22 protein-coding genes are annotated in these 20,257 nt (G+C 59.5%); 8 read left to right on the top strand and 14 right to left on the bottom strand.

Annotation, left to right across the window (positions count from 1 at the left end; translation table 11 throughout):
- Positions 1-51: 51 nt before the first annotated feature.
- Together BMZ42_RS01530 and BMZ42_RS01525 are read right to left on the bottom strand one after the other, a co-directional pair.
- Positions 52-744: a DsbA family protein gene (locus tag BMZ42_RS01530; protein WP_091517831.1), complete on the bottom strand. Its 693-nt coding sequence runs from the start codon at positions 742-744 to the stop codon at positions 52-54.
- Positions 745-889: 145 nt separating this feature from the next.
- Positions 890-1,384: a DUF721 domain-containing protein gene (locus BMZ42_RS01525; RefSeq protein WP_091517744.1), complete on the bottom strand. Its 495-nt coding sequence runs from the start codon at positions 1,382-1,384 to the stop codon at positions 890-892.
- An 82-nt stretch (positions 1,385-1,466) separates the two neighbouring features.
- Here BMZ42_RS01525 and mutY point away from each other — a divergent pair, with 82 nt between their 5' ends.
- Positions 1,467-2,570: an A/G-specific adenine glycosylase gene (gene mutY, locus BMZ42_RS01520; RefSeq protein ID WP_244523110.1), complete on the top strand. Its 1,104-nt coding sequence runs from the start codon at positions 1,467-1,469 to the stop codon at positions 2,568-2,570.
- A gap of 91 nt (positions 2,571-2,661) precedes the next feature.
- Here the strand turns inward: mutY and BMZ42_RS01515 are convergent, their stop codons facing one another.
- Entirely contained in the window at positions 2,662-3,795 is a 1,134-nt protein-coding gene (locus tag BMZ42_RS01515) for a site-specific DNA-methyltransferase (RefSeq protein WP_091517741.1), read from the bottom strand.
- Between the two features lie 146 nt (positions 3,796-3,941).
- Here BMZ42_RS01515 and BMZ42_RS01510 point away from each other — a divergent pair, with 146 nt between their 5' ends.
- Entirely contained in the window at positions 3,942-4,625 is a 684-nt protein-coding gene (locus tag BMZ42_RS01510; protein WP_091517740.1) for an HAD family hydrolase, read from the top strand.
- Positions 4,626-4,743: 118 nt separating this feature from the next.
- Here the strand turns inward: BMZ42_RS01510 and BMZ42_RS01505 are convergent, their stop codons facing one another.
- Positions 4,744-5,328 (bottom strand): hypothetical protein, encoded by a 585-nt coding sequence (locus BMZ42_RS01505; RefSeq protein ID WP_091517738.1) that lies wholly within the window; start codon positions 5,326-5,328, stop codon positions 4,744-4,746.
- A 118-nt stretch (positions 5,329-5,446) separates the two neighbouring features.
- On the opposite strand from BMZ42_RS01505, the gene thrC reads away from it, so the two are divergent.
- From thrC to BMZ42_RS01485, 4 genes are read left to right on the top strand one after another with little or no spacing between them, the layout of a single operon-like run.
- Complete coding sequence (thrC, locus tag BMZ42_RS01500; RefSeq protein ID WP_091517737.1) at positions 5,447-6,850, top strand: threonine synthase; 1,404 nt, start codon at positions 5,447-5,449, stop codon at positions 6,848-6,850.
- A 13-nt stretch (positions 6,851-6,863) separates the two neighbouring features.
- Complete coding sequence (locus BMZ42_RS01495) at positions 6,864-8,156, top strand: M16 family metallopeptidase (RefSeq protein WP_091517735.1); 1,293 nt, start codon at positions 6,864-6,866, stop codon at positions 8,154-8,156.
- Positions 8,157-8,168: 12 nt separating this feature from the next.
- Entirely contained in the window at positions 8,169-8,816 is a 648-nt protein-coding gene (locus tag BMZ42_RS01490; RefSeq protein ID WP_091517734.1) for a GNAT family N-acetyltransferase, read from the top strand.
- 17 nt (positions 8,817-8,833) lie between these two features.
- Entirely contained in the window at positions 8,834-11,701 is a 2,868-nt protein-coding gene (locus tag BMZ42_RS01485; protein ID WP_175556592.1) for an EAL domain-containing protein, read from the top strand.
- On the opposite strand, the gene BMZ42_RS01480 is transcribed toward BMZ42_RS01485, so the two are convergent.
- A complete protein-coding gene (locus BMZ42_RS01480) occupies positions 11,692-12,297 on the bottom strand; it encodes a YqgE/AlgH family protein (RefSeq protein WP_091517732.1) in 606 nt (201 codons plus the stop codon). The two genes, BMZ42_RS01485 and BMZ42_RS01480, sit on opposite strands and share 10 nt — an antisense overlap.
- 140 nt (positions 12,298-12,437) lie before the next feature.
- Here BMZ42_RS01480 and BMZ42_RS01475 point away from each other — a divergent pair, with 140 nt between their 5' ends.
- Positions 12,438-13,235 (top strand): protein-disulfide reductase DsbD domain-containing protein, encoded by a 798-nt coding sequence (locus tag BMZ42_RS01475; RefSeq protein ID WP_175556591.1) that lies wholly within the window; start codon positions 12,438-12,440, stop codon positions 13,233-13,235.
- Positions 13,236-13,348: 113 nt separating this feature from the next.
- Positions 13,349-13,834, top strand: coding sequence for a peroxiredoxin (locus BMZ42_RS01470; RefSeq protein WP_091517729.1), 486 nt, complete (start codon positions 13,349-13,351; stop codon positions 13,832-13,834).
- A gap of 24 nt (positions 13,835-13,858) precedes the next feature.
- Here the strand turns inward: BMZ42_RS01470 and rnhA are convergent, their stop codons facing one another.
- The 9 genes from rnhA to BMZ42_RS01430 all read right to left on the bottom strand — a co-directional run bounded on the left by rnhA (position 13,859) and on the right by BMZ42_RS01430 (position 20,187).
- Positions 13,859-14,320, bottom strand: a complete 462-nt coding sequence (gene rnhA, locus BMZ42_RS01465; RefSeq protein WP_091517728.1) for a ribonuclease HI — start codon at positions 14,318-14,320, stop codon at positions 13,859-13,861.
- Complete coding sequence (locus tag BMZ42_RS01460; RefSeq protein ID WP_091517726.1) at positions 14,317-15,285, bottom strand: homoserine kinase; 969 nt, start codon at positions 15,283-15,285, stop codon at positions 14,317-14,319. Before BMZ42_RS01460 ends, rnhA begins: the two co-directional genes overlap by 4 nt.
- Positions 15,286-15,288: 3 nt before the next feature.
- Positions 15,289-16,290, bottom strand: coding sequence for a 4-hydroxy-3-methylbut-2-enyl diphosphate reductase (gene ispH, locus BMZ42_RS01455; protein WP_091517724.1), 1,002 nt, complete (start codon positions 16,288-16,290; stop codon positions 15,289-15,291).
- Positions 16,291-16,342: 52 nt separating this feature from the next.
- The gene (locus BMZ42_RS01450) at positions 16,343-17,068 is read right to left on the bottom strand and encodes an SURF1 family protein (protein WP_091517723.1); all 726 of its coding nucleotides are present in this window, start codon (positions 17,066-17,068) and stop codon (positions 16,343-16,345) included.
- Between the two features lie 16 nt (positions 17,069-17,084).
- Complete coding sequence (locus BMZ42_RS01445) at positions 17,085-17,480, bottom strand: DUF983 domain-containing protein (protein WP_091517721.1); 396 nt, start codon at positions 17,478-17,480, stop codon at positions 17,085-17,087.
- Between the two features lie 80 nt (positions 17,481-17,560).
- Positions 17,561-18,439: a cytochrome c oxidase subunit 3 gene (locus BMZ42_RS01440; RefSeq protein WP_091517720.1), complete on the bottom strand. Its 879-nt coding sequence runs from the start codon at positions 18,437-18,439 to the stop codon at positions 17,561-17,563.
- A 1-nt stretch (position 18,440) separates the two neighbouring features.
- Positions 18,441-19,073: a cytochrome c oxidase assembly protein gene (locus tag BMZ42_RS01435; RefSeq protein ID WP_091517718.1), complete on the bottom strand. Its 633-nt coding sequence runs from the start codon at positions 19,071-19,073 to the stop codon at positions 18,441-18,443.
- A gap of 11 nt (positions 19,074-19,084) precedes the next feature.
- Positions 19,085-19,252 carry a hypothetical protein gene (locus tag BMZ42_RS17900; protein WP_175556582.1) on the bottom strand — a complete coding sequence of 56 codons (168 nt, stop codon included), beginning with the start codon at positions 19,250-19,252 and terminating at the stop codon, positions 19,085-19,087.
- The gene (locus tag BMZ42_RS01430; protein WP_091517716.1) at positions 19,249-20,187 is read right to left on the bottom strand and encodes a heme o synthase; all 939 of its coding nucleotides are present in this window, start codon (positions 20,185-20,187) and stop codon (positions 19,249-19,251) included. Before BMZ42_RS01430 ends, BMZ42_RS17900 begins: the two co-directional genes overlap by 4 nt.
- Between the last annotated feature and the right edge of the window lie 70 nt (positions 20,188-20,257).

Here is a 20,257-nt window from a genome sequence, read left to right as displayed (position 1 = left end):
GCCTGCGCTCCACTCAGGACGCGCGGAAACCGCCGCCGAAAAATCCGGCGACTAGAGCATGCTGTCGATAATGGCCGACATCTCGGCAACCGTCAGTGCTCCCGAATACTTGTTTCCGTTGATGAAGAAAGTAGGCGTGGCGTCGACACCGAAGTCATTCGCACCACGCTGGCGCACAGCCCGCACATCATCAAGAAGCTTCTGGTTCGTCAAGCAGGCCTCAAAAGACTCCTGTGAAAAACCGGCGAGGCGCGCAATCTGCAGCAAGGCTTCGCTCGCATTCTCGACACCTGCCCAGTTGTTCTGCTGCTGGAACAGCACGTCGATCATGGCGAAATACTTGTCGTCAGAGCAGCGCGCCAGCATGAAGGCGGCTTCCGCGCGCGGATCAAACGGGAACTCGCGGAAGATCATCCGCACCTTGCCGGTGTCGACATAGTCTTTCTTGATCACCGGCAGCGTATCGCGGTGGAAATTGGCGCAATGGCCGCACGTCATCGACGCGTATTCGACAATTGTCACCGGCGCATCGGCATTGCCGATGACCTGGTCGGGCAGCGATCCTTCAGCCACGAGCTTCGCCATGTCCACCGTGCCCCGGGCTGCAGGAACGGCGGCTCCGGAAGAAGCCGATGTCTGCGCCTGTGCACTCCCACCAGAATCGCTGCACGCCGCAAGGAGTGCCGCCGCCGACACTGCGGTCAACGAGGCGAGAACAGTTCTACGCGGAAGAAGGCTGGTCATGCGGATCACCATGGAAACGGGTTGCGAGTGAATATCATCTTAGTCAGAGCTTGACGTGCATGCCACATACGGCAATCCGATCAGCATTCCAATCTGCCAACAGCAGCAGATTGTTCACAATGACGCGATAAAGCGCTGACAAACGTCAACGTTTCTTCGCCATTACCGATTGGCCAAGCCGCTCCAGCGATGCACGCAAGTCATCGTCTTCGATCGTGGAAGTCAGACGACCAAGGCGTGCCGCTTCGATCTCAGTCAATGCGCGTTGACGCCGTGGCTGCCGCGCCGGCGCAGCAACCTGCTTCTGGACGATCTTGATGCGGCCCACGGCAGCGAAACCGAGGAAGGCGTTGACGCGCGCGATGATCTCCCCGGTCTCATGCTGCACGTGAACAGCAGAAAATCCCTCGCAGGCGATGATCAATGTTGCAGGCTCGAACGGGTCGTTCTCGTGCATTCGACGGGGCCAGGCGATCTTTTCGGGCCGCGTCGTGGCAGACAGCCGCTCCCCGACGATCTCCTCCCATGACTGCACCAGGCCGATCGTCATGCCGGCTCGCTTGCGCAGGACGGGGTCCAGCAGCGCGACCGCAAGGTCAGCTACGGGCACGGCATTGCCGTTTCGCCGATTCCCTGCCATGTGAATTCTCCGTTACGTTCCGGCGCGGATACCGCGTCGACGAAATCAACGCGTACCGATGAACAGGCACGGTAGCAGAGTTATGGCACAAAATCAGCGTAGTGTTATCGCCGATGCGCTGCTCGGCTGGTACGATGCGCACCATCGAGAGCTGCCCTGGCGTGTGCCACCCCATCAGATCGCGCGCGCAGTGCAGCCGGACCCATACCGCATCTGGCTGTCGGAAATCATGCTGCAGCAGACAACGGTCGAGGCGGTCAAACCGTACTTTGCAAAGTTCGTCGCGCAATGGCCAGATGTGACCGCATTGGCAGTTGCGCCTGAAGACGACATCATGAAGGCATGGGCCGGCCTTGGATATTACTCGCGCGCTCGCAATCTGAAGAAATGCGCGGATTTCATCGCCGCAGACCTCGGCGGGATCTTCCCGGACACCGAAGAAGGCCTGCGGACTTTGCCGGGGGTTGGTCCCTATACGTCAGCCGCGATCGCCGCTATCGCCTTCAACCGACCGGCAGCCGTGGTCGATGGCAATGTCGAACGCGTCTTCTCGCGCCTGTTTACGGTCACAACACCCCTGCCCGCCGCCAAGAAGGAAATCCATCGGCTCGTAAGCGACGTGCTCCCGCACGATCGTCCCGGCGATTTTGCGCAGGCAGTGATGGATCTTGGCGCAACGCTGTGCTCGCCCCGACGTCCCAAATGCATGCTGTGTCCGCTCAAGGAGATGTGCCTCGCCCTAAAAGAAGGGGAGCCCGAACTTTACCCGATCAAGGCGGCCAAGCCGGAAAAACCGGTGAGACGCGGCGCGGCGTTCGTCGCTGTTCGCCACGACGGTGCAATCCTTCTGCGCAAGAGACCGGGACGCGGGCTGCTGGCGGGTATGAGCGAGCCGCCAAACACCGACTGGACGGCCCGCCAAGATGGCGAAACCAGCGCCACTGCAGCGCCGTTTGAAGGGGACTGGCAATACGCCAGCACCATCAAGCACGTGTTTACGCATTTCGAATTGCGACTGGATGTGTTCAGGGCCGATTGTGTCGACGAAAACATGCCGCAGGACTGGTGGTGGTCTCTGCCGGAAACGCTTTTGAGCGAAGCTTTGCCCTCTGTCATGAAGAAGGCAATCGAGGCCGCTATACCCGCCGCGACCAAGAGATTACTCAGTCCAGCCAAGCCAAATTAGCGAGCGCAACGCCGGTTGGAATGCGGTGCTGTTTCAGGACGCCGAAACGCTCGCAGATGATTTGCGTCGTTTCGGCGTCGATTTCTGAGGCTCAGGCGCCGGCGCGTTCGGCGCCGTGGCGCGCGATGCTGCGCAGCCGGTCGATCGAGATCAGCTCGCCATTGTGCTCGTAGTTCCAGAACGTCCAGCCATTGCAGGACTCGAAGTTCTGCAGAAGAGCGCCGACCTTGTGGATCGAACCTGCGACATCGCCGCATGCGAGCGTGCCATCAGCACGCACCTGCGCGCTCCAGCGGCGACGCGAATCATAAAGCTTTGCGCCCGGCTGCAGCAAACCAGCGTCGATGAGGCTGACAAATGCGACGCGTGGCTCGGCACGCTTTCCGGTCAGCATCTCGAGCGCCTGCACCTCAAGCGGCTTCACCTCTGCAATGCGGGCGCGCGCTGCATCGATGTAGCTCTGCTGGCGTTCGATCCCGACGAAGTTGCGGCCCAGGCGCTTTGCGACGGCACCGGTTGTACCCGAACCGAAGAACGGGTCGAGCACGACGTCGCCGGGCTTGGTCGATGACATGAGGACTCGCGCCAGAAGTGCTTCCGGCTTTTGCGTGGGGTGTACCTTGTCCCCGTGCTCGTCCTTCAGGCGCTCATTACCGGTGCAGATCGGGAACAGCCAGTCGGAGCGCATCTGAACGTCGTCATTGGCGGCCTTCATCGAATCATAATTGAAGGTGTAGCCCTTGGCCTTCGGATCGCGCGACGCCCAGATCATCGTCTCATGCGCGTTCTGGAAACGACGGCCGCGGAAGTTCGGCATCGGGTTGGTCTTGCGCCAGATCACGTCGTTGAGAATCCAGAACCCGAGATCCTGCATGATCGCGCCGACGCGGAAAATGTTGTGGTAGGAGCCAATGACCCAGATGGTGCCGTTCGGCTTCAGAACCCGACGGGCCGCCAGCAGCCAGGCGCGCGTGAAGGCGTCGTAGGCGGCGAAGCTTTCGAACTGGTCCCACTCGTCATCGACGGCGTCGACTTTGGACTGGTCCGGACGGTGCAGGTCGCCCTCAAGCTGAAGATTGTACGGCGGATCCGCGAAGATCACGTCGACGGACTTCTCCGGCAGACGATTGAGCGCGGCGACGCAATCCCCCTTGAGGATCGTGTTGAGCCAATCGGCAGACGCTGGAGCGTGGGAAAGGTCGTCGAGATGACGCAATGCGGGCATGGACACACCGATACGCTTGAATGTTTACTGACTGTTATGGTTACCGTTTTGCGTAAACAATTCGTGAACCCGCGGTCTGAATTGCCGTTCGGGCTGTCATGGTGTAGGCCACGACCATTCCCCATCGATTACAGAAGGCCCTTTGCATGTCAGGTGTTGATCTCGTCATTTTCGATTGCGACGGCGTTCTGGTCGATTCAGAAATCATCGCCGCGCGCGTGGAAGCCGAGCTTCTCACTGCCGCCGGTTACCCGATCGAGGCAGAAGATCTGGCGCGCATCTATGCCGGGCTTACCTTCCGCGACATCCTGCTTCGAATCGAGCAGGAATCGCAGCAACTGTTCCAGGCCACGCTGATTGATGAGGCCGAAAAGCTGGTCGACAGGCGCTTGCGCGCCGAAGTGAGAGCGATCGATGGTGTGCACGAAGCGGTGGCTTCCGTAGAGGGCAAGATATGCATCTGCTCCAATTCCAGCGCGGAGCGACTTCAGGCAACACTGACGCGAACCAACCTTTTGCCCTTCTTCGAAGGCCGGGTGTTCTCGTCGCTCGACACGCCGTCACGCAAGCCGAAGCCGGCGCCGGACGTGTTTCTGTATGCCGCTGAGAAGATGGGCGCCGATCCCAGAAAGACCTTCGTGATCGAGGATTCGACGCATGGCGTGGCCGGCGCGCGCGCGGCCGGCATGCGGGTCATCGGCTTCACCGGCGCTTCGCACACCTATCCGGGTCATGCCGACCAGTTGACGGAAGCTGGCGCAGAAACGGTCATCCGCCGCTGGGCGGATTTCAGCCCGGTTCTTGCAGCCTTGTCGGAATGGGCGGAATAAGCGCATTTTCATGTCTGCCGGGTACACCGGCAGACCGCACGCGCCATCAGGACTTAAAGCGTGTCGCGTTCTTCTGAGTTCGCTTCACAGACTTCAGGCTTTTGTCATCGCGGATGTCTTAGCGCGACGACGAGTTCTCGTAGCCGACAAACACCGCAACGTTCCGGGTGGTCGGCGTCGGAATCGTGATATTCGTCTCGGTCATCAGGAACTGTGTTGCGCCAGCTGTATCGCTCACCGCAACCTCGTGATTGCGCGTCTGCGAATAGACCACTTGCGTGCCCTGAATCGCGGTCACCTGCATCGGAACGCGGACCGTGCCGGTCTTGCCCTGCGGGCCGGGAATGATGCGACCTGCTACCGCGACAGTGATGGTGGTCATCCCGTTTGCGTAGGTGCAGGAGCGGGTCATGTCACCAATGGTGGCCCGGTAGATCAACTTGGATGGGTCATCGCGAACGTTACGCGGGAAGGAATCGTAGAACGCGCCGCCATCACGAACTGCAACGCGAGGACAGAACGCCTGCAATTCCTCGATTGAAATGCGGTCATCCTGCGCGGGAGCCTGCGCGCTGTCACCACCCAATCCAGGCAGTTTCATCGCACCAAGCGTATCACCACCTTGGCAACCTGCCGCTACCAGCATAAAACCAGCCGCAGCCAAGCCCGCCAACCGTTTGCCTACAATGAACCTGAACGCCATGAACTGCACTTTCCTCATGCAAAGCTGACGTTCTATACCAACCCCGCACCAAGATTGCGACCTAGAGATTGCGGTTTTTCACGGAACCGCGTCGCTGATTGAAAATGGACACGCCGATATGCGCTACATGAGCACCAGGGGCACCGCCCCGCAATTAGGGTTCCGCGATGTGCTTCTGACCGGTTTGGCGCGGGATGGGGGGCTCTATGTGCCCGTGGAGTGGCCCTCGTTCAGCGCAGAAGATATCCGCGCGATGCGTGGCCTGTCCTATCCCGAACTCGCAGTAAGACTGCTGACGCCGTTCGTTGCCGGTGAGATCGAAGAGACGGTTTTCGCATCGATCGTCCGCGATGCTTACGCAACCTTCCGCCATGACGCGGTCTGCCCGATCGTCCAGACGGGCCCGAACGAATATGTGCTGGAGCTTTTCCACGGTCCGACGCTGGCGTTCAAGGACGTTGCGATGCAACTCCTCGCCCGTCTGATGGATCATGTTCTAGCCGAGCGCGATGAGCGCGCGACGATTGTCGGTGCAACCTCCGGTGACACCGGTGGCGCTGCAATCGACGCCTTTGCCGGACGCGACCGCACTGACATCTTCATCCTTTTCCCGCACGGAAAGGTCTCTCCGGTGCAGCAGCGCCAGATGACCACTTCCACAGCCAGCAATGTTCACGCCATCGCGCTCGAAGGCAATTTCGACGATTGCCAGGACCTCGTGAAGAGCATGTTCAACAATCACGGCTTCCGTGACAGCACGCATCTGTCGGGGGTGAATTCGATCAACTGGGCACGCATCATGGCCCAGATTGTCTACTATTTCTCGTCTGCGCTCTCGCTTGGTGCACCCGACCGCCCCATCTCTTTCACGGTTCCCACAGGGAATTTCGGCGACGTTTTCGCTGGCTATGCCGCCAAGCGCATGGGTCTGCCGATCGAGCGTCTGGTGGTCGCCACCAACGACAACGACATTCTGGCGCGCACGCTGGCGACCGGAACCTACCAGACGCGCGGTGTTGTAGAGACCACGTCTCCGTCGATGGACATTCAGGTGTCGTCCAATTTCGAGCGGTTGCTGTTTGAGGCCTCCGGTCGCGATGCTGAAACGGTGACGCGCTACATGCAAAGCCTGAAGCAGTCGGGCAGCTTCACCATCGAAGCCGACGCACTTGCTGCTATTCGGGCTGAATTCGACGCAGGGCGTTCGGACATGGACGAAACCGCGAAAACGATCCGTGCCGTCCTCTCGCAATCGAATTACCTACTCGATCCGCACACGGCGATTGCTGTAAAGGTGGCCCGCGAGCAATCTGCGAGTACAACACCAATGGTGGTCCTCTCAACAGCCCATCCAGCCAAGTTTCCCGCAGCGGTCGAGGCTGCAAGCGGAGTGACACCTGCCCTGCCCGCATGGCTCGGCGACCTGATGGAGCGAAAGGAAAACTACACAGTGCTTCCATCGGACACCAAAATGGTGGAAGATCATATCAGTCGCCTAAGTAGAGCGGCGCGCAATCATTAGGAGTTCAGCCTATATGGGTGTTGAGGTAAGCCGTCTGTCGAACGGCCTGACAGTCGCAACCGAAACGCTTCCGCATATCGAATCCGTTGCCTTGGGAGTCTGGGTCAAGTCCGGTGCGCGCTATGAGCGTGACGGCGAGCATGGCCTTGCGCATCTACTTGAGCACATGGCCTTCAAAGGCACGGGCGGCAGAAGCGCTTGGAAAATCGCATCGGAGATTGAAGACGTCGGAGGCGAGATCAACGCTGCGACAAGCCTTGAATCGACGTCATTTTACGCCCGTGTGCTGAAGGACGACGTACCTCTGGCCATCGATATCCTGTCAGACATCCTGATGGATTCGAAATTCGATCCGGCCGAACTTGAGCGTGAGCAGCACGTTATCCTCCAGGAAATCGGCGCAGCTCATGACACGCCCGATGACATCGTCTTTGACCGCTTCACGGAAACCGCTTTCCTGAACCAGACGCTCGGCCGGTCCATCCTTGGCACGCCTGAAACGGTGAAATCGTTCACCTCCATGCAGTTGCGTGACTATATGGACCGTCAGTACGGCGCGGACCGAATGGTCGTCGTCGCCACGGGCGGGGTCGAGCATGATGCGTTCGTGCGGGAAGTCGAAAAGCGTCTCGGCTCATTTCGCCCCAATGCGACCAGCGAGGCACCACAGCCTGCATCCTATATCGGTGGCGATTACCGTGAGCAGCGTGACCTGATGGACGCACAGGTCGTGCTCGGTTTTGAGGGACGCCCCTATCACGCCAGGGATTTTTACGCATCGCAGGTGCTGTCGATGATCCTTGGCGGCGGAATGTCTTCGCGGCTATTCCAGGAAGTGCGCGAGAAGCGCGGCCTGTGCTACTCCGTCTATGCGTTCCATTGGGGCTTTTCGGATACCGGCATCTTTGGCGTTCATGCCGCCACCGGCAGCGGAGACCTGCAGGAACTGGTCCCGGTAATCGTCGACGAATTGCACCGCGCTGGCGAGAACATCACACAGGAAGAGCTGAACCGCGCCCGCGCGCAGTACCGCGCCGGTCTGATGATGTCGCATGAAAGCGTTGCAAGCCGCGCCTCGCAGATCGCACGCCAGATGCTGCTTTTCGGGCGTCCAGTAACAACCGAGGAATTGGTTGATCGCCTGTCGAAGCTCACCATCGAGCGCTTGACGGACCTGTCGTCGCGGCTGTTCTCGACCCGCCCGACGCTTGCTTCCGTTGGCCCGGTCGAGCTTCTGCCGGACTATGAGAGCATCAATCGCAGCCTGACAAGCTTGGCGCCTGACGCGCGCAAGCTTGCCGTCTGATAAAGCAAGCCGATGATCGGGCTACCCATATTCCACCGTGAGCCACCCGTGCTCACGGGGAGTGAGGTGGTCCTGCGTTTTCCGAGGCGATCAAACTACGCAGAATGGTCCGCGTTGCGCCGGGAAAGCCGATGGTTCCTTGAACCCTGGGAGCCGCTCTGGAGCCCCGACGAACTCCAGCGTCCTGCATGGAACGCCCGGATGCGTCGCTACCGACAGGAAATGACAGCCGGCAGTGCCGTTGGCTATTTCATTTTTCACAAGAAAAACTCAAACCTTCTCGGCGGCATCACCATCGGAAATATCCGCTACGGCGTGTCTCAATCCGCGCAGATCGGCTACTGGATGGGTGCAAGACACGCAGGAAATGGCTTCATGCAGGATGCGATAGGTGCTCTGCTGGAGCACGCGTTCAACGGGATGAGGTTGCACCGGATCGAAGCGGCTTGTATCCCCACCAACACCCGCTCGATGCATGTGCTTGAAAAAGCCGGATTCACGCGGGAAGGACTGCTGCGCTCATATCTGCGCATCAATGGCGTATGGCAAGATCATTGCATCTATTCGCTGATTGCAGATGAGCATCGACAGAAACAGGAAAGCATGCAGGATCGAAGGATCCCCGTGTCTCGAGACGAAAACCGAGAGGCTAAGCTTTGACCGCACCGGCGCCCATCATGCGATGGCTCATCAGCGCTTTCGCAGTGATTGTTCTGAGCGTCTTCACGCTCCCGGCAATGGCTATCGAACCGATCAAGATTTCGCGTGACGACGTTGCGCTCGACCTGTCAAAGGCGGTCGAGATCTATCGCGACCAGGGTGAAAACTTCCAGGTCTCCACCGCGCCCGGCATCGATGGCATTGTACGACGCATCGAAGTGTCTGCCCTTGATGAGCGCTCAAGCGGCGACTGGGCCGTGTTCGCGCTTGCCAATGCCACCGACGAGCAGCTCGACCGACTGATCGTCGCCCCGCATTTCCGTCTCGTTGGTTCAGGGCTGATCTGGCCGGACCTTGGTTCCGACCGCATCGCCGCCATCACGCCATCTGAAGGGTTCGCGCTCGATCGCCAGGCCAACAAGGACGCTGACGCGTTTCTGGTGACGCTGAACCCCGGCTCGATCGTGACCTTCATCGCTGAACTGTCCTCGCCGAAGCTGCCGCAGATCTATCTGTGGGAGCCTGAGGCCTACAAGGACACGATGAATTCCTACACGCTGTTCCGCGGCATCGTTATCGGCATTGCTGGGCTGCTCGCGCTGTTCCTGACCATCCTGTTCGTGGTCAAGGGAACGTCGATGTTCCCCGCCACCGCTGCCCTGTCATGGGCGGTTCTGGCCTATATCTGCATCGACTTCGGGTTCCTGAATCAAGTTCTCAACATCTCTGCCGGCAGCGAGCAATTATGGCGAGCCGGAACCGAGATCGGGCTTGCGGCAAGTCTCGTCGTCTTCCTGTTCACCTATCTGAACCTCAACCGCTGGCACCTGCATTTCAGCTATGGTGCGTCGGCATGGGTGCTACTGCTTTGCCTTCTTGCAGGCGTTGCGCTGTTCGATCCGTCGGTCGCCTCCGGTCTGGCGCGCATGTCATTCGCCCTGACTGCGATCGTCGGCGTCGGGATCATCACCTATCTGTCGTTCCAGGGTTATGACCGCGCAATCATGCTCGTGCCGAGCTGGCTGATGATCATCGTCTGGTTGACCGGCTCATGGATGGCCGTCACCGGCGCGCTCGACAACGATATCGTGCAGCCGGCGCTTGGCGGTGGGCTGATCCTGATCATCCTGCTGATCGGCTTTACGGTGATGCAGCACGCCTTTGCTGGCGGCGCGCTTCATCAGGGCCTGTTCAGCGACATGGAGCGCCAGGCGCTCGCCATTACCGGCTCCGGCGACATCGTCTGGGACTGGGATGTGCCGCGCGACCGCGTCATCACCAAGCCGGACGTGACCCGCCAGCTTGGACTGCCGATGGGCAGCCTGCACGGGCCCGCGCGCAACTGGCTGCCGACATTGCATCACGATGATCGTGACACGTTCCGCACGACACTGGACGTCATTCTTGAGCACCGCCGTGGGCGCGTGTCCCAGTCTTTCCGGCTGCGCGGTGCGGACGGGCATTATCACTGGTTCACGCTCCGCGCGCGTCCCGTGATCGGCTCGGATGGCGAGATCATCCGCTGTGTTGGAACACTGGTGGACGTGACAGAACAAAAGAAGGCCGAGGAACGATTGCTGCACGATGCAGTGCACGACAATCTCACCGGCTTGCCTGCACGCGAATTGCTGCTCAACCGACTCGAGACCGTCATCTCGATTGCCAAGACAGAACAGGCGATCCGGCCGACCGTGATGGTCATCGACATCGACCGCTTCAAGCAGGTCAATGACAGCCTCGGCATCTCAGCTGGCGACACGATCCTGCTGACCGTGGCGCGTCGCCTGCACCGTCTCCTGAGACCTCAGGACTCGCTTGCACGTTTCAGTGGCGACCAGTTCGCACTTCTTCTTCTGTCAGAGCACGAGCCGTCACGCATTGCCGCTGTTGCAGAGGCCGTGAAGCAGGCCATCAACGCGCCGATCACCTTCGCAAAGCGCGAGATCGTTCTTGCCGCATCGATCGGTCTGGCATCCTGGAACAGCTCGCAATCCTCGGCTGAGGATATGGTCAAGGACGCGGAACTGGCGATGCATCAGGCAAAGCGCTTCGGCGGCGACCGCATCGAGCCTTTCCGTCCGGCGTTTCGCTCGGTCGGCACAGACCGGTTGCAGCTGGAATCGGACCTGCGGCGGGCCGTCGAGCGCTCCGAGCTGCGGCTGGCTTATCAGCCCATCGTGCGGTTGGAAGATCGCTCGGTCGCGGGATTTGAGGCCCTGCTGCGCTGGGAGCATCCGCGCAGAGGCTCAATCCCACCCTCCGATTTCATCCCGGTTGCGGAAAGCTGCGAGCTCATCGGCCAACTGGGCCTGTTCGCGATGCAGCAGGCGGCAGACGATCTGTCGAGCTGGCAGAAACAGGTCGGCGACATTCCACTATCGGTTTCAGTGAACCTTTCCAGCCGTGAGCTGATCGGCCGTGATCTGGTCAACGACGTGCGCTCGGTGATCGCGCGCGCAAACCTCAAGCCACGCAACTTCCGTCTTGAGCTGACTGAGTCGCTGATCATGGATAATCCCGAGCAATCGGCCCATATCCTTCAGAAACTCAAACAGCTGGGCATCGGGCTGTCTCTCGACGATTTCGGCACAGGCTACTCATCACTTGCCTATCTGACGCGCTTCCCGTTCGACACGATCAAGATCGACAAGAGTTTTGTCGACGACACCAGCCCGAAGCGCTCGGTGCTGCTGCGCTCGATGGTGAACATGGCGCACGAGCTCGGTTTGTCTGTCGTTGCGGAAGGCGTCGCGGACGAAAACGACGCGCTCGAACTGCGCCAGATCGGCTGCGAATATGTTCAGAGCTTCATGTTCGGACCGCCGCTCAACGCGGAAGGGGCACTCAAGCTCCTCAAGGAGCAGTTCCCGCTCGTTCAGGCGTGACCGGCCTGTGAACTCAGATGTGCAATGTCGATCCCGATCGACGCCAGCACCCGATCATAGACCCTGTCGATCTGCGGCGTGAACAGCAGGTCGACACTCGCCGGGCATGTCAGCCAGCCATTCTCGGCAATTTCCTGTTCAAGCTGACCGGCACCCCAGCCCGAATAGCCAAGCGCCATCAGAACGTGGCGCGGCCCGGAGCCGTCCGACATCGCCCGCAGGATATCGACCGTCGCGGTGAGACATATTTCGCCGGCAACCGGCATGGACGAGTCGACCGTGTAATCGTCGCTATGCAGCACGAAACCACGGCTGCGCTCCACCGGGCCGCCATGCCGGACGACGATGTCCATCGTCTTTTGCGGCAGGCGTATCGCCTCTTTCTGGTCCAGTATTCCCAGCTGCACCAACAGCTCAGGAAAAAGCAGTTGTTGCGCCTGATTGATAATCAGGCCCATTGCACCGTCTTCGTTATGGGCGCACACATAGATCACCGACCGCGCAAAGCGGTCATCCTTCATCCCCGGCATTGCGACAAGGAACTGGTCATCCAAGTAGCCTTGTCCGGCCGAAGTCTTGCTGCCAAGAATATCCATGGTGGGAAACTATCGCGTTTGGCGCGCGGACGAAAGGGACTGCATTCGCACATTTTGCCCCACGGCCTGTTCACATTGAAATGAAGCCTCGCGCACGACAGGCAATTGCGAAAACAGTTGCGAGCTATAACATTGACCTCATGATTTTTTCCCGAGCCGCCTGCCTGACTTTCTGCATCTGGACAACCACCGCGCCCTCTCTCCACGCCGCCAGCAGCGATTGGTATCGGGTCGAAGGCGGAGCGATTCGGGTTATCGAGAGCAGCGTTTCGACCGAAGATGGCAGAAGACGAGCCGCGATGGAGATCCGGCTCGATCCAGGCTGGAAAACATACTGGCAGGATCCCGGATCATCGGGGGTACCACCGGTCGTATCCACGATTCAGGACGGTAGTATTGCACCAGCCACGCTCAACTTTCCCACGCCCAGATGGTTCGCCGATGACTATGGCAGTTGGGCGGGCTACGACCACGACGTCACCATGGCTTTAACGCTGAAAGCACCGTCCCGCCTTAACGGTGAACCAACCAGATTGAACGTCTTTCTGGGGATTTGCGAGGCAATCTGCATTCCGGTTCAGGTCGAGCTGCTGCTCGACAAGGGGCTCAATCAAGCAGTCGCTGCGGACGAGCAGATCATTTCGGCAGCTTTTGACGCCCTCCCCGCGCAAGCGACACCGGCCATGCATCTGCGGATCGACGATGTAAATGAAGGTGAACTCGTGGCCGAGGCAATCGTACCTGCTGGCGCCGCGGTCATGGAGATTTTCGTAGCAGGGAACGGCAGGGTGACATTCGAAACGCCGACATTGCGCGCGGGCGCAAATCTCCCGACATTCACGACCAGATTTCGCGGCGCGATCAACTCCGGCGACGTTTTCGACTACACTCTCGTCACAACCGAGGGTGCAGTGCGCGGCCAGCTACAAATTCCCTGAGTGCGGACCACTCCGGAGGTTGCCATCGCGAGGACGATCTGGCCATCTGCGCTCCGGACGGATGCGGAACTGCCGTATCCAGAATTCTTCACTACTTCCCCTAGGAGAACCATATGACGATCGAAATAGGCCAGAAGCTGCCTGATTCCGCTTTCCAGAGTCCGACTGCCGATGGTGTCCAGACAATCACCTCGGCCGAGCTGTTCGCGGGCAAGAAGGTCGTTCTGTTTGGAGTTCCGGGCGCATTCACCCCGACCTGCAACAATAGCCACCTCCCCGGCTATCTCGAAAACTACGATGCCATTATCGGCCGAGGCGTCGACACGATTGCTGTTCTCGCCGTCAATGATGCGTTTGTCATGCAAGCATGGGCGCGGTTTACCGGCGCTGAAGGCAAGCTCGTCTTCCTCGCCGACGGCAGCGGCCATTTCGTCAAGTCAGTCGGTCTCGATCTGGACCTGGACGCGCGCGGCATGGGCATTCGCTCTCAGCGTTTCTCGATGATCGTCGAGGACGGAGTGGTCACCGCGCTCAACATCGAAGAAGCGCCGGGCAGTGCTGTCAACTCCGGTGCAGCGACACTGATCGGACAGCTCTGACAACACACGTAGGGAGCAGGCCGCCTACACCGCCTTGGCCGGGCGGCTTGCTTCCTTGAACGGCGCCATGCCCATGCGCGCCAACTCGTCGGCGCGTTCATTCTCCGGGTGGCCGGCGTGGCCCTTCACCCAATGCCAGGTGACATTGTGGCGTTTGCGCGCTTCATCGAGTGCCTGCCACAACTCCGCATTCTTCACCGGCTTCTTGGCCGCTGTCTTCCAGCCATTGCGCTTCCAGCCCTCGATCCAGCCGGAGATACCGTCCTTGACGTAGCTGGAGTCGGTGTAGAGATCGACCGCACAAGGCTCCTTCAACGCATTCAGCGCCGAAATCGCGGCCATCAGCTCCATGCGATTGTTGGTGGTGTCCGCCTCGCCGCCGGACAGTTCCCTGGTGACACCATTATAGCGCAGGATAGCACCCCAGCCGCCGGGGCCAGGGTTTCCCGAACACGCCCCGTCGGTATAGGCCTCGATGCGCTTCATGACTGCTGCAATCCATACTCGGTTGCCGAAATGATCTGGCGATGGAAGCGCATCTTGCGGACATACTCCAATGGATCACGCTTCTGCACCATGGCGCCATCCGGGCCGTGGAGCCAGTCATACAGGCGTGTCAGCATGAAGCGCAGCGCCGACCCACGGCAAAGGAGCGGCAGCGCTTCAACCTCGGCGGCGTCGAGCGGACGCAGGCTCTGGTAGCCGGCAAGCAACGCTGCCCCCTTGGTGATGTTGAACGAATGATCGCGCTCGAAGCACCAGGCGTTAAGGCAGGTCGCAACATCATAGGCGTAGAAATCATTGCAGGCGAAATAGAAGTCGATCAGTCCCGACAGGCGCTCACCGAGAAAGAACACATTGTCCGGGAAAAGATCGGCGTGAATGACCCCACTCGGCAGATCTGCCGGCCAGCCAGCTTCGAGCGCGGCAAAGTCATCGCTGACTTCCGCCTCCAAACCGTGCTCCACCTCATCGCAGCGCTCGCGGCAGCCGTCCCAGAGCCGTTGCCAACCCGGCAGCGACAGATCATTTCGACGCTGCAGCGGAAAATCCTGTCCGGCCAGATGCAGCTTTGCCAGTGCAACGCCAACCTCGCGGCAATGCGCTGTCGTCGGACGTCGCGGCCACATGCCTTCAAGAAACGTGATGATAGCCGCAGGCCGACCCGCCAATTCACCAATGATCTCGCCGTCGGCGCGCTTGACCGGCAGTGGACATGACACATCGCGCTGCGCAAGATGATCCATTAGACCGAGAAAGAACGGCAGATCATCGCGATCCACGCGCTTTTCGTACAGCGTCAGGATGAAAGTGCCGCCGGTCGTATGGAGAATGAAGTTCGAATTCTCCGTTCCTTCCGCGATGCCCTTATAGGACAGCAATTCGCCAATGTTGTAGTCGCGAAGGAACGCGCCGAGTTCACTCTCGGTAATATCCGTATAGACCGCCATGGTTCAGACGTTTCCGTTGACGAATGCCATGTCGCTGGCAGTCAGTTCCACATCACGCAAATCGCGATTGACCGGGAAATTCTCGGTCTCTTCCGCGGTGATAGCCAGCTCGACGGTGACGTCGTAGCGTTCCTTGAACGCGTCAATGATTTCATCAACGATGATCTCGGGAGCGGATGCACCTGCCGAAAGACCGAGGATAGCAATATCGCCAATGTCATCCCAAAGTATCTCTGAGGCGCGCTGGACAAGAATGCTGCGCTTGGCGCCAGCCCGCTCCGCAACCTCAACCAACCGCTTTGAGTTGGACGAGTTGGGGGCGCCGACGACGAGAAACAGATCCGATCCTGGCGCTGCTTCCTTCACCGCATCCTGGCGGTTTGTGGTGGCATAGCAGATCGATTCGGCAGCCGGTGCCTGGATATTCGGGAAGCGGATGCGCAATGCCTCAATGATGCCGGCGGTGTCTTCGACCGAGAGAGTCGTCTGCGTGACGAAGCCTAGCGTGTCAGGCGTGTCGACCACCAGCCTTGAGGCGTCCTCGGCGGTTTCCACAAGGGTCACCGCGCCATCGGGAAGCTGGCCCATCGTGCCGATGACTTCCGGGTGCCCTTCATGGCCGATCAGCAGCACATGACGCCCCTGGCGCTGATGACGCATCGCCTGCTTGTGAACCTTGGAAACCAGCGGACAGGTCGCGTCGAGATAAAACAAGTTGCGCGCCTTGGCGTCGGCGGGCACGGACTTCGGAACCCCGTGAGCCGAGAAAACGACCGGTTGGGCGTGGTGTTCCGGCGGAATTTCATCGATTTCCTCGACAAAAACCGCGCCTTTTGCCTGCAAACCTTCGACCACGTAGCGATTATGCACGATTTCATGGCGCACATAGACCGGCGCACCGTACTTTTTCAGCGCCAGCACGACGATCTGGATCGCGCGATCAACCCCGGCGCAGAAGCCGCGCGGGCCACAAAGTCTGATCGTCAGGGGTCGTTTCATTGTCATCTCGCAGGCTGGACGTCTCGGATATGCAGATGGCGTCGGGCACGCTGCCCTGTCAAGGCTTGCGCCTGCGCCACAACCACGCTGCCATGACGCATACAAGCGCGAAAGCAAGCCCATACCATGTGATGATGTACTGCATGTGGTTGTTGGAAATGTTGATCAAGGTGACACCGCCAACAGGAAGCCCGCCGGGATTTGCCGCATCATTCGCATCAACGAAGAAGCCCAGATAGTCCTCGCGACGGCCCACCCCGGAGGTCGCGGCCATGGCTTCCAGATCTTTCCAGTAAAATACGTTCTTCTGCAGATCATTATCGGGGACGATCCATGACGGCTTGCCGTCCAGAGGATCGCGCGCAAGACCGACAATTGTCTGCCGGCCCTCGACCTGCCCACTCGCCCGCTGCGCCGGATCCTTGAGTTCGAACGGCACGAACCCTCGATTGACGAGGAGCAGGCGTCCGTCATCAAGGGCGAGCGGCGTATAGATAAAATAGCCCGAACGGCCTTCATGCGTAGCGAAAAAGTGGCGCTCCCCTACGTGCTGGAACTCGCCTTCCACGATTGTGGGCAGATAGTCGACGTCGCCCGTACGCGCGAAAGTCTGCTCAACTTCGGCGAGCGGCGCAGGAGCCGACGCGATCCGCTCGTTGACTGTCGCTATCAGGTCTTCCTTCCAGCCCAGCCGCTGTACCTGCCAGGTGCCGAGCGTCAACAGGATCGCAAGAGCAACCAGAAAAAGTCCGATGAAAAGTGGTGTGCTGCGCTGGGGAGTCATGTCTTGATCTGCTCCGTCAATTCCTGTCGACGACGCCCGGTGCCGCCTTGTTGCGGTATTGTAGCGCGATCAGGAGGCCTTTGATCACGCGGAGCGAAACGAGGCCAAGGACGATTGTCAAAGGCACCCACAACAAAAAGTGCAACCACAACGGCGGGTTGAGGCTGACTTCCATCCACAAAGCCAGCCCGACGACGATAAACCCGACAATCAGAATGACAAACACGACCGGGCCATCGCCAGAATCTGCGAAGGAATTGTCGAGTCCACACGTGCCACAGCGTTCCCGAACCGCGAGGAACCCTTGAAACATGCTGCCATTGCCACAGCGCGGGCAGCGCCCAGATACACCCGCCTTGATCGGGTCGACCGGTGCCCAGAGCGCCGTATCACGGGGGTCCTGTGCGTTCATCTGGTCAACTCCCTTCACCACAAAAGAAGAAGGCGGCCATGTCCCCCATAGCCGCCCCCTCAGATCACATTCGCTAGCCGTTAGTGGGCTGCAATCGGTGCACCGATCGACGCCCAGACGTAGATGCAGGCAAACAGGAAAAGCCACACCACGTCAACGAAGTGCCAGTACCAGGCTGCAGCCTCGAAGCCGAAATGCTGCTTCGGGGTGAAATGGCCAGCCATTGCGCGCAGCAGACAGACGAGCAGGAAGACCGTGCCGATTGCCACGTGGAAGCCGTGGAAGCCCGTCGCCATGTAGAAGGTCGCGCTGTAGAGCGAATTGGCAAAGTCAAACGGAGCTACCGAATATTCGTAAGCCTGCACGAAGCTGAACAACAGGCCAAGTGCCACGGTCAGCGCCAGGCCCCAGACCAGACCCTTGCGATCATTGTGCAGCAGCGCATGGTGCGCCCATGTCACGGTAGTGCCGGACAGCAGCAGAATGATCGTGTTGTAGAGCGGAAGGTGCCATGGGTTCAGGACTTCCAGACCTGCCGGTGGCCACTGACCGCCGGTATAGGCCATGCGCCCGTACTGGTTCAGCTCATTTGGAAACAGGCTGGCATCGAAGAACGCCCAGAACCACGCCACGAAGAACATCAGTTCGGAGATGATGAACATGATGACGCCGTAACGCAGGTGCAGCTGCACCACGCGCGTGTGATGACCCTCATGCGCTTCGCGGACCGTGTCGGACCACCAGGCGAACATGACGTAGAGAACAATCGCCACGCCGATAAAGAACAGCCACGGCGAAGCCAGCGGAATTCCCAGCAGCGAGAATTCATTGCCCTTCAGATACTGCATCCAGCCCACGCCGCCGGTCGCCATGACCAGCGCACCCACACCCCCGAGGAATGGCCACGGGCTGGGGTCGATGATGTGATAATCGTGATGTTTTGCGTGTCCGTCTGCCATCTTATCCCCCGAATCTGGTATCGGCGTCGTTTGTTGTGTTCACGTCCGTTGAAACGGCGGCAGACTTTTCTGTCGCCTCGCCGTCCACCGGAAAGAACGTGTAGGAAAGCGTAATCGTATTGATGTGCCTGAACTCAGGAACGTCTGCGATTTCCGGATCGACAAAGAACACCACGGGCATATCCATGGTCTCCCCCGGTTGCAGTACCGTATCCGTGAAACAGAAACACTCGACTTTCATGAAATAGGCACCAGCCAGCTGGGGCGTGACGTTAAAAGTCGCCCGCCCCATCATCGGCTTGGAAGAAATGTTTTTGGCTTCGTACGAAACCTGCGTCGTTTCGCCGATCTTCAACGTCACTTCGCGTTGGACAGGGCGGAAATCCCAGCCCAGACCGTTCGACACATTGGCGTCGAAACGAACGTGAATATCCTTGTCGAGCACCTTTTGCGAATATTGCTCGACCCGCTGGGTGCGTCCGCCATAGCCCGTCACCCGACAAAACATGTCGTAGAGCGGCACAGCCGCGTAGGCCATACCAAGCATGCCTGCAAAGAACCCGACACAGATAAGCGCCAGGCGGCGGTTTGACCGCTGCACATTCTCGCTCACGTCAGTTCGTAATTCAGTCATCTTCCTGCTCGCTAGAACGGCCGGTTCATGATCGCCGGCCCCATCTTGACGATGGTGACGATGAAAATCACCACGACGAACAACGCCAGCGCGACCGCGATTGCAACCGACCTGCTCCGCTGGGCCTTCTTCTGCTGCGGTGTCAGCGCGATATGGTTGTTGTCTTCCAAAGCACTCACCACGAATATCCAAAGCCTGCCAGGACGCTGTCCACCATGATCGCCGAGAAGATGGCGAACAGATAGAGGATCGAATAGCCGAACAGCGCCTTGGCCGGCTTCATCGAGCGGTCGCTTTCAGGCATCTGCAGCACGCCCCATGCGTACCAGAGAAACCCGACACTCAGCGCGCCAGCAAAGATGCCATAGGCATAGCCGGCATAGCCAAACACGGTCGGCAAGACACCGGCGATAGCCACAGTAATCGAATAGGCAAATATCTGCCGCTTGGTTGACGCCTCGCCAACAACGTTGGGCATCATCGGCACACCTGCACGCTCGTAGTCATTGGACTTGAACAGCGCAAGGGCCCAGAAATGCGGAGGCGTCCAGAGAAAGATGATCAGAAACTGGATGACGCTGTAGAAGCCGATATCGCCCGTGACCGCCGCCCAGCCGACAATCGGAGGAAACGCGCCCGCCGCGCCGCCGATCACAATGTTCTGGGGCGTACGACGCTTGAGCCAGATCGTGTAGATAAAGCCATAAAAGAAGATCGTGAACGCCAGCAGGGACGCTGCCAGCCAGTTTGCCACAAGCCCGAGGGTCATGACCGAAAGGCCCGACAAGATCAAGCCGAACGAAAGCGCCTGATTGGGAAGCACGCGGCCTGACGGCACCGGACGGCTGGTCGTGCGGGTCATCACCGCATCGATGTCTGCGTCGTACCACATATTCAGTGAACCCGATGCACCCGCGCCGACCGCAATGGCAACGATCGAGAACAGCGCAATGAACGGATTGACCGAGGCCTGCGCGCTGACGAGCCCGACAAGCGCCGTAAACACGACTAGGGACATCACGCGCGGCTTCAACAGCGCGATGTAGTCACCGGCCTGTGCCTCGGAGACACGGTAGGTACTAGCGTCGTAACTGGCTTTTTCCGCGAGGGACATCGTCTGTTCTTCCACCTGTTAAATCCTGCGATGGCGCCGGTTGGTAAATCCGCCCGGCGCCATCGCTCGA

Origin of the sequence: Aquamicrobium aerolatum DSM 21857, assembly GCF_900113935.1 — a bacterium.
GTDB classification, from domain to species: Bacteria; Pseudomonadota; Alphaproteobacteria; order Rhizobiales; family Rhizobiaceae; genus Aerobium; species Aerobium aerolatum.
This window is presented reverse-complemented; position numbering and strand designations above follow the sequence as displayed.

Bases quoted from the DNA above. Each gene is read 5' to 3' on its own strand.
- BMZ42_RS01470 (WP_091517729.1), top strand. From the start codon at position 13,349: ATGACGATCGAAATAGGCCAGAAGCTGCCTGATTCCGCTTTCCAGAGT.
- BMZ42_RS01430 (WP_091517716.1), bottom strand. From the start codon at position 20,187: ATGTCCCTCGCGGAAAAAGCCAGTTACGACGCTAGTACCTACCGTGTC.
- BMZ42_RS01505 (WP_091517738.1), bottom strand. From the start codon at position 5,328: ATGGCGTTCAGGTTCATTGTAGGCAAACGGTTGGCGGGCTTGGCTGCG.
- BMZ42_RS01450 (WP_091517723.1), bottom strand. From the start codon at position 17,068: ATGACTCCCCAGCGCAGCACACCACTTTTCATCGGACTTTTTCTGGTT.
- BMZ42_RS01525 (WP_091517744.1), bottom strand. From the start codon at position 1,384: ATGGCAGGGAATCGGCGAAACGGCAATGCCGTGCCCGTAGCTGACCTT.
- BMZ42_RS01460 (WP_091517726.1), bottom strand. From the start codon at position 15,285: ATGGCGGTCTATACGGATATTACCGAGAGTGAACTCGGCGCGTTCCTT.
- thrC (WP_091517737.1), top strand. From the start codon at position 5,447: ATGCGCTACATGAGCACCAGGGGCACCGCCCCGCAATTAGGGTTCCGC.
- BMZ42_RS01445 (WP_091517721.1), bottom strand. From the start codon at position 17,480: ATGAACGCACAGGACCCCCGTGATACGGCGCTCTGGGCACCGGTCGAC.
- ispH (WP_091517724.1), bottom strand. From the start codon at position 16,290: ATGACAATGAAACGACCCCTGACGATCAGACTTTGTGGCCCGCGCGGC.
- BMZ42_RS01475 (WP_175556591.1), top strand. From the start codon at position 12,438: ATGATTTTTTCCCGAGCCGCCTGCCTGACTTTCTGCATCTGGACAACC.
- rnhA (WP_091517728.1), bottom strand. From the start codon at position 14,320: ATGAAGCGCATCGAGGCCTATACCGACGGGGCGTGTTCGGGAAACCCT.
- BMZ42_RS01435 (WP_091517718.1), bottom strand. From the start codon at position 19,073: ATGACTGAATTACGAACTGACGTGAGCGAGAATGTGCAGCGGTCAAAC.
- BMZ42_RS01480 (WP_091517732.1), bottom strand. From the start codon at position 12,297: ATGGATATTCTTGGCAGCAAGACTTCGGCCGGACAAGGCTACTTGGAT.
- BMZ42_RS01515 (WP_091517741.1), bottom strand. From the start codon at position 3,795: ATGCCCGCATTGCGTCATCTCGACGACCTTTCCCACGCTCCAGCGTCT.
- BMZ42_RS01485 (WP_175556592.1), top strand. From the start codon at position 8,834: ATGCGATGGCTCATCAGCGCTTTCGCAGTGATTGTTCTGAGCGTCTTC.
- BMZ42_RS01510 (WP_091517740.1), top strand. From the start codon at position 3,942: ATGTCAGGTGTTGATCTCGTCATTTTCGATTGCGACGGCGTTCTGGTC.
- BMZ42_RS01440 (WP_091517720.1), bottom strand. From the start codon at position 18,439: ATGGCAGACGGACACGCAAAACATCACGATTATCACATCATCGACCCC.
- BMZ42_RS01530 (WP_091517831.1), bottom strand. From the start codon at position 744: ATGACCAGCCTTCTTCCGCGTAGAACTGTTCTCGCCTCGTTGACCGCA.
- BMZ42_RS01495 (WP_091517735.1), top strand. From the start codon at position 6,864: ATGGGTGTTGAGGTAAGCCGTCTGTCGAACGGCCTGACAGTCGCAACC.
- mutY (WP_244523110.1), top strand. From the start codon at position 1,467: ATGGCACAAAATCAGCGTAGTGTTATCGCCGATGCGCTGCTCGGCTGG.
- BMZ42_RS01490 (WP_091517734.1), top strand. From the start codon at position 8,169: ATGATCGGGCTACCCATATTCCACCGTGAGCCACCCGTGCTCACGGGG.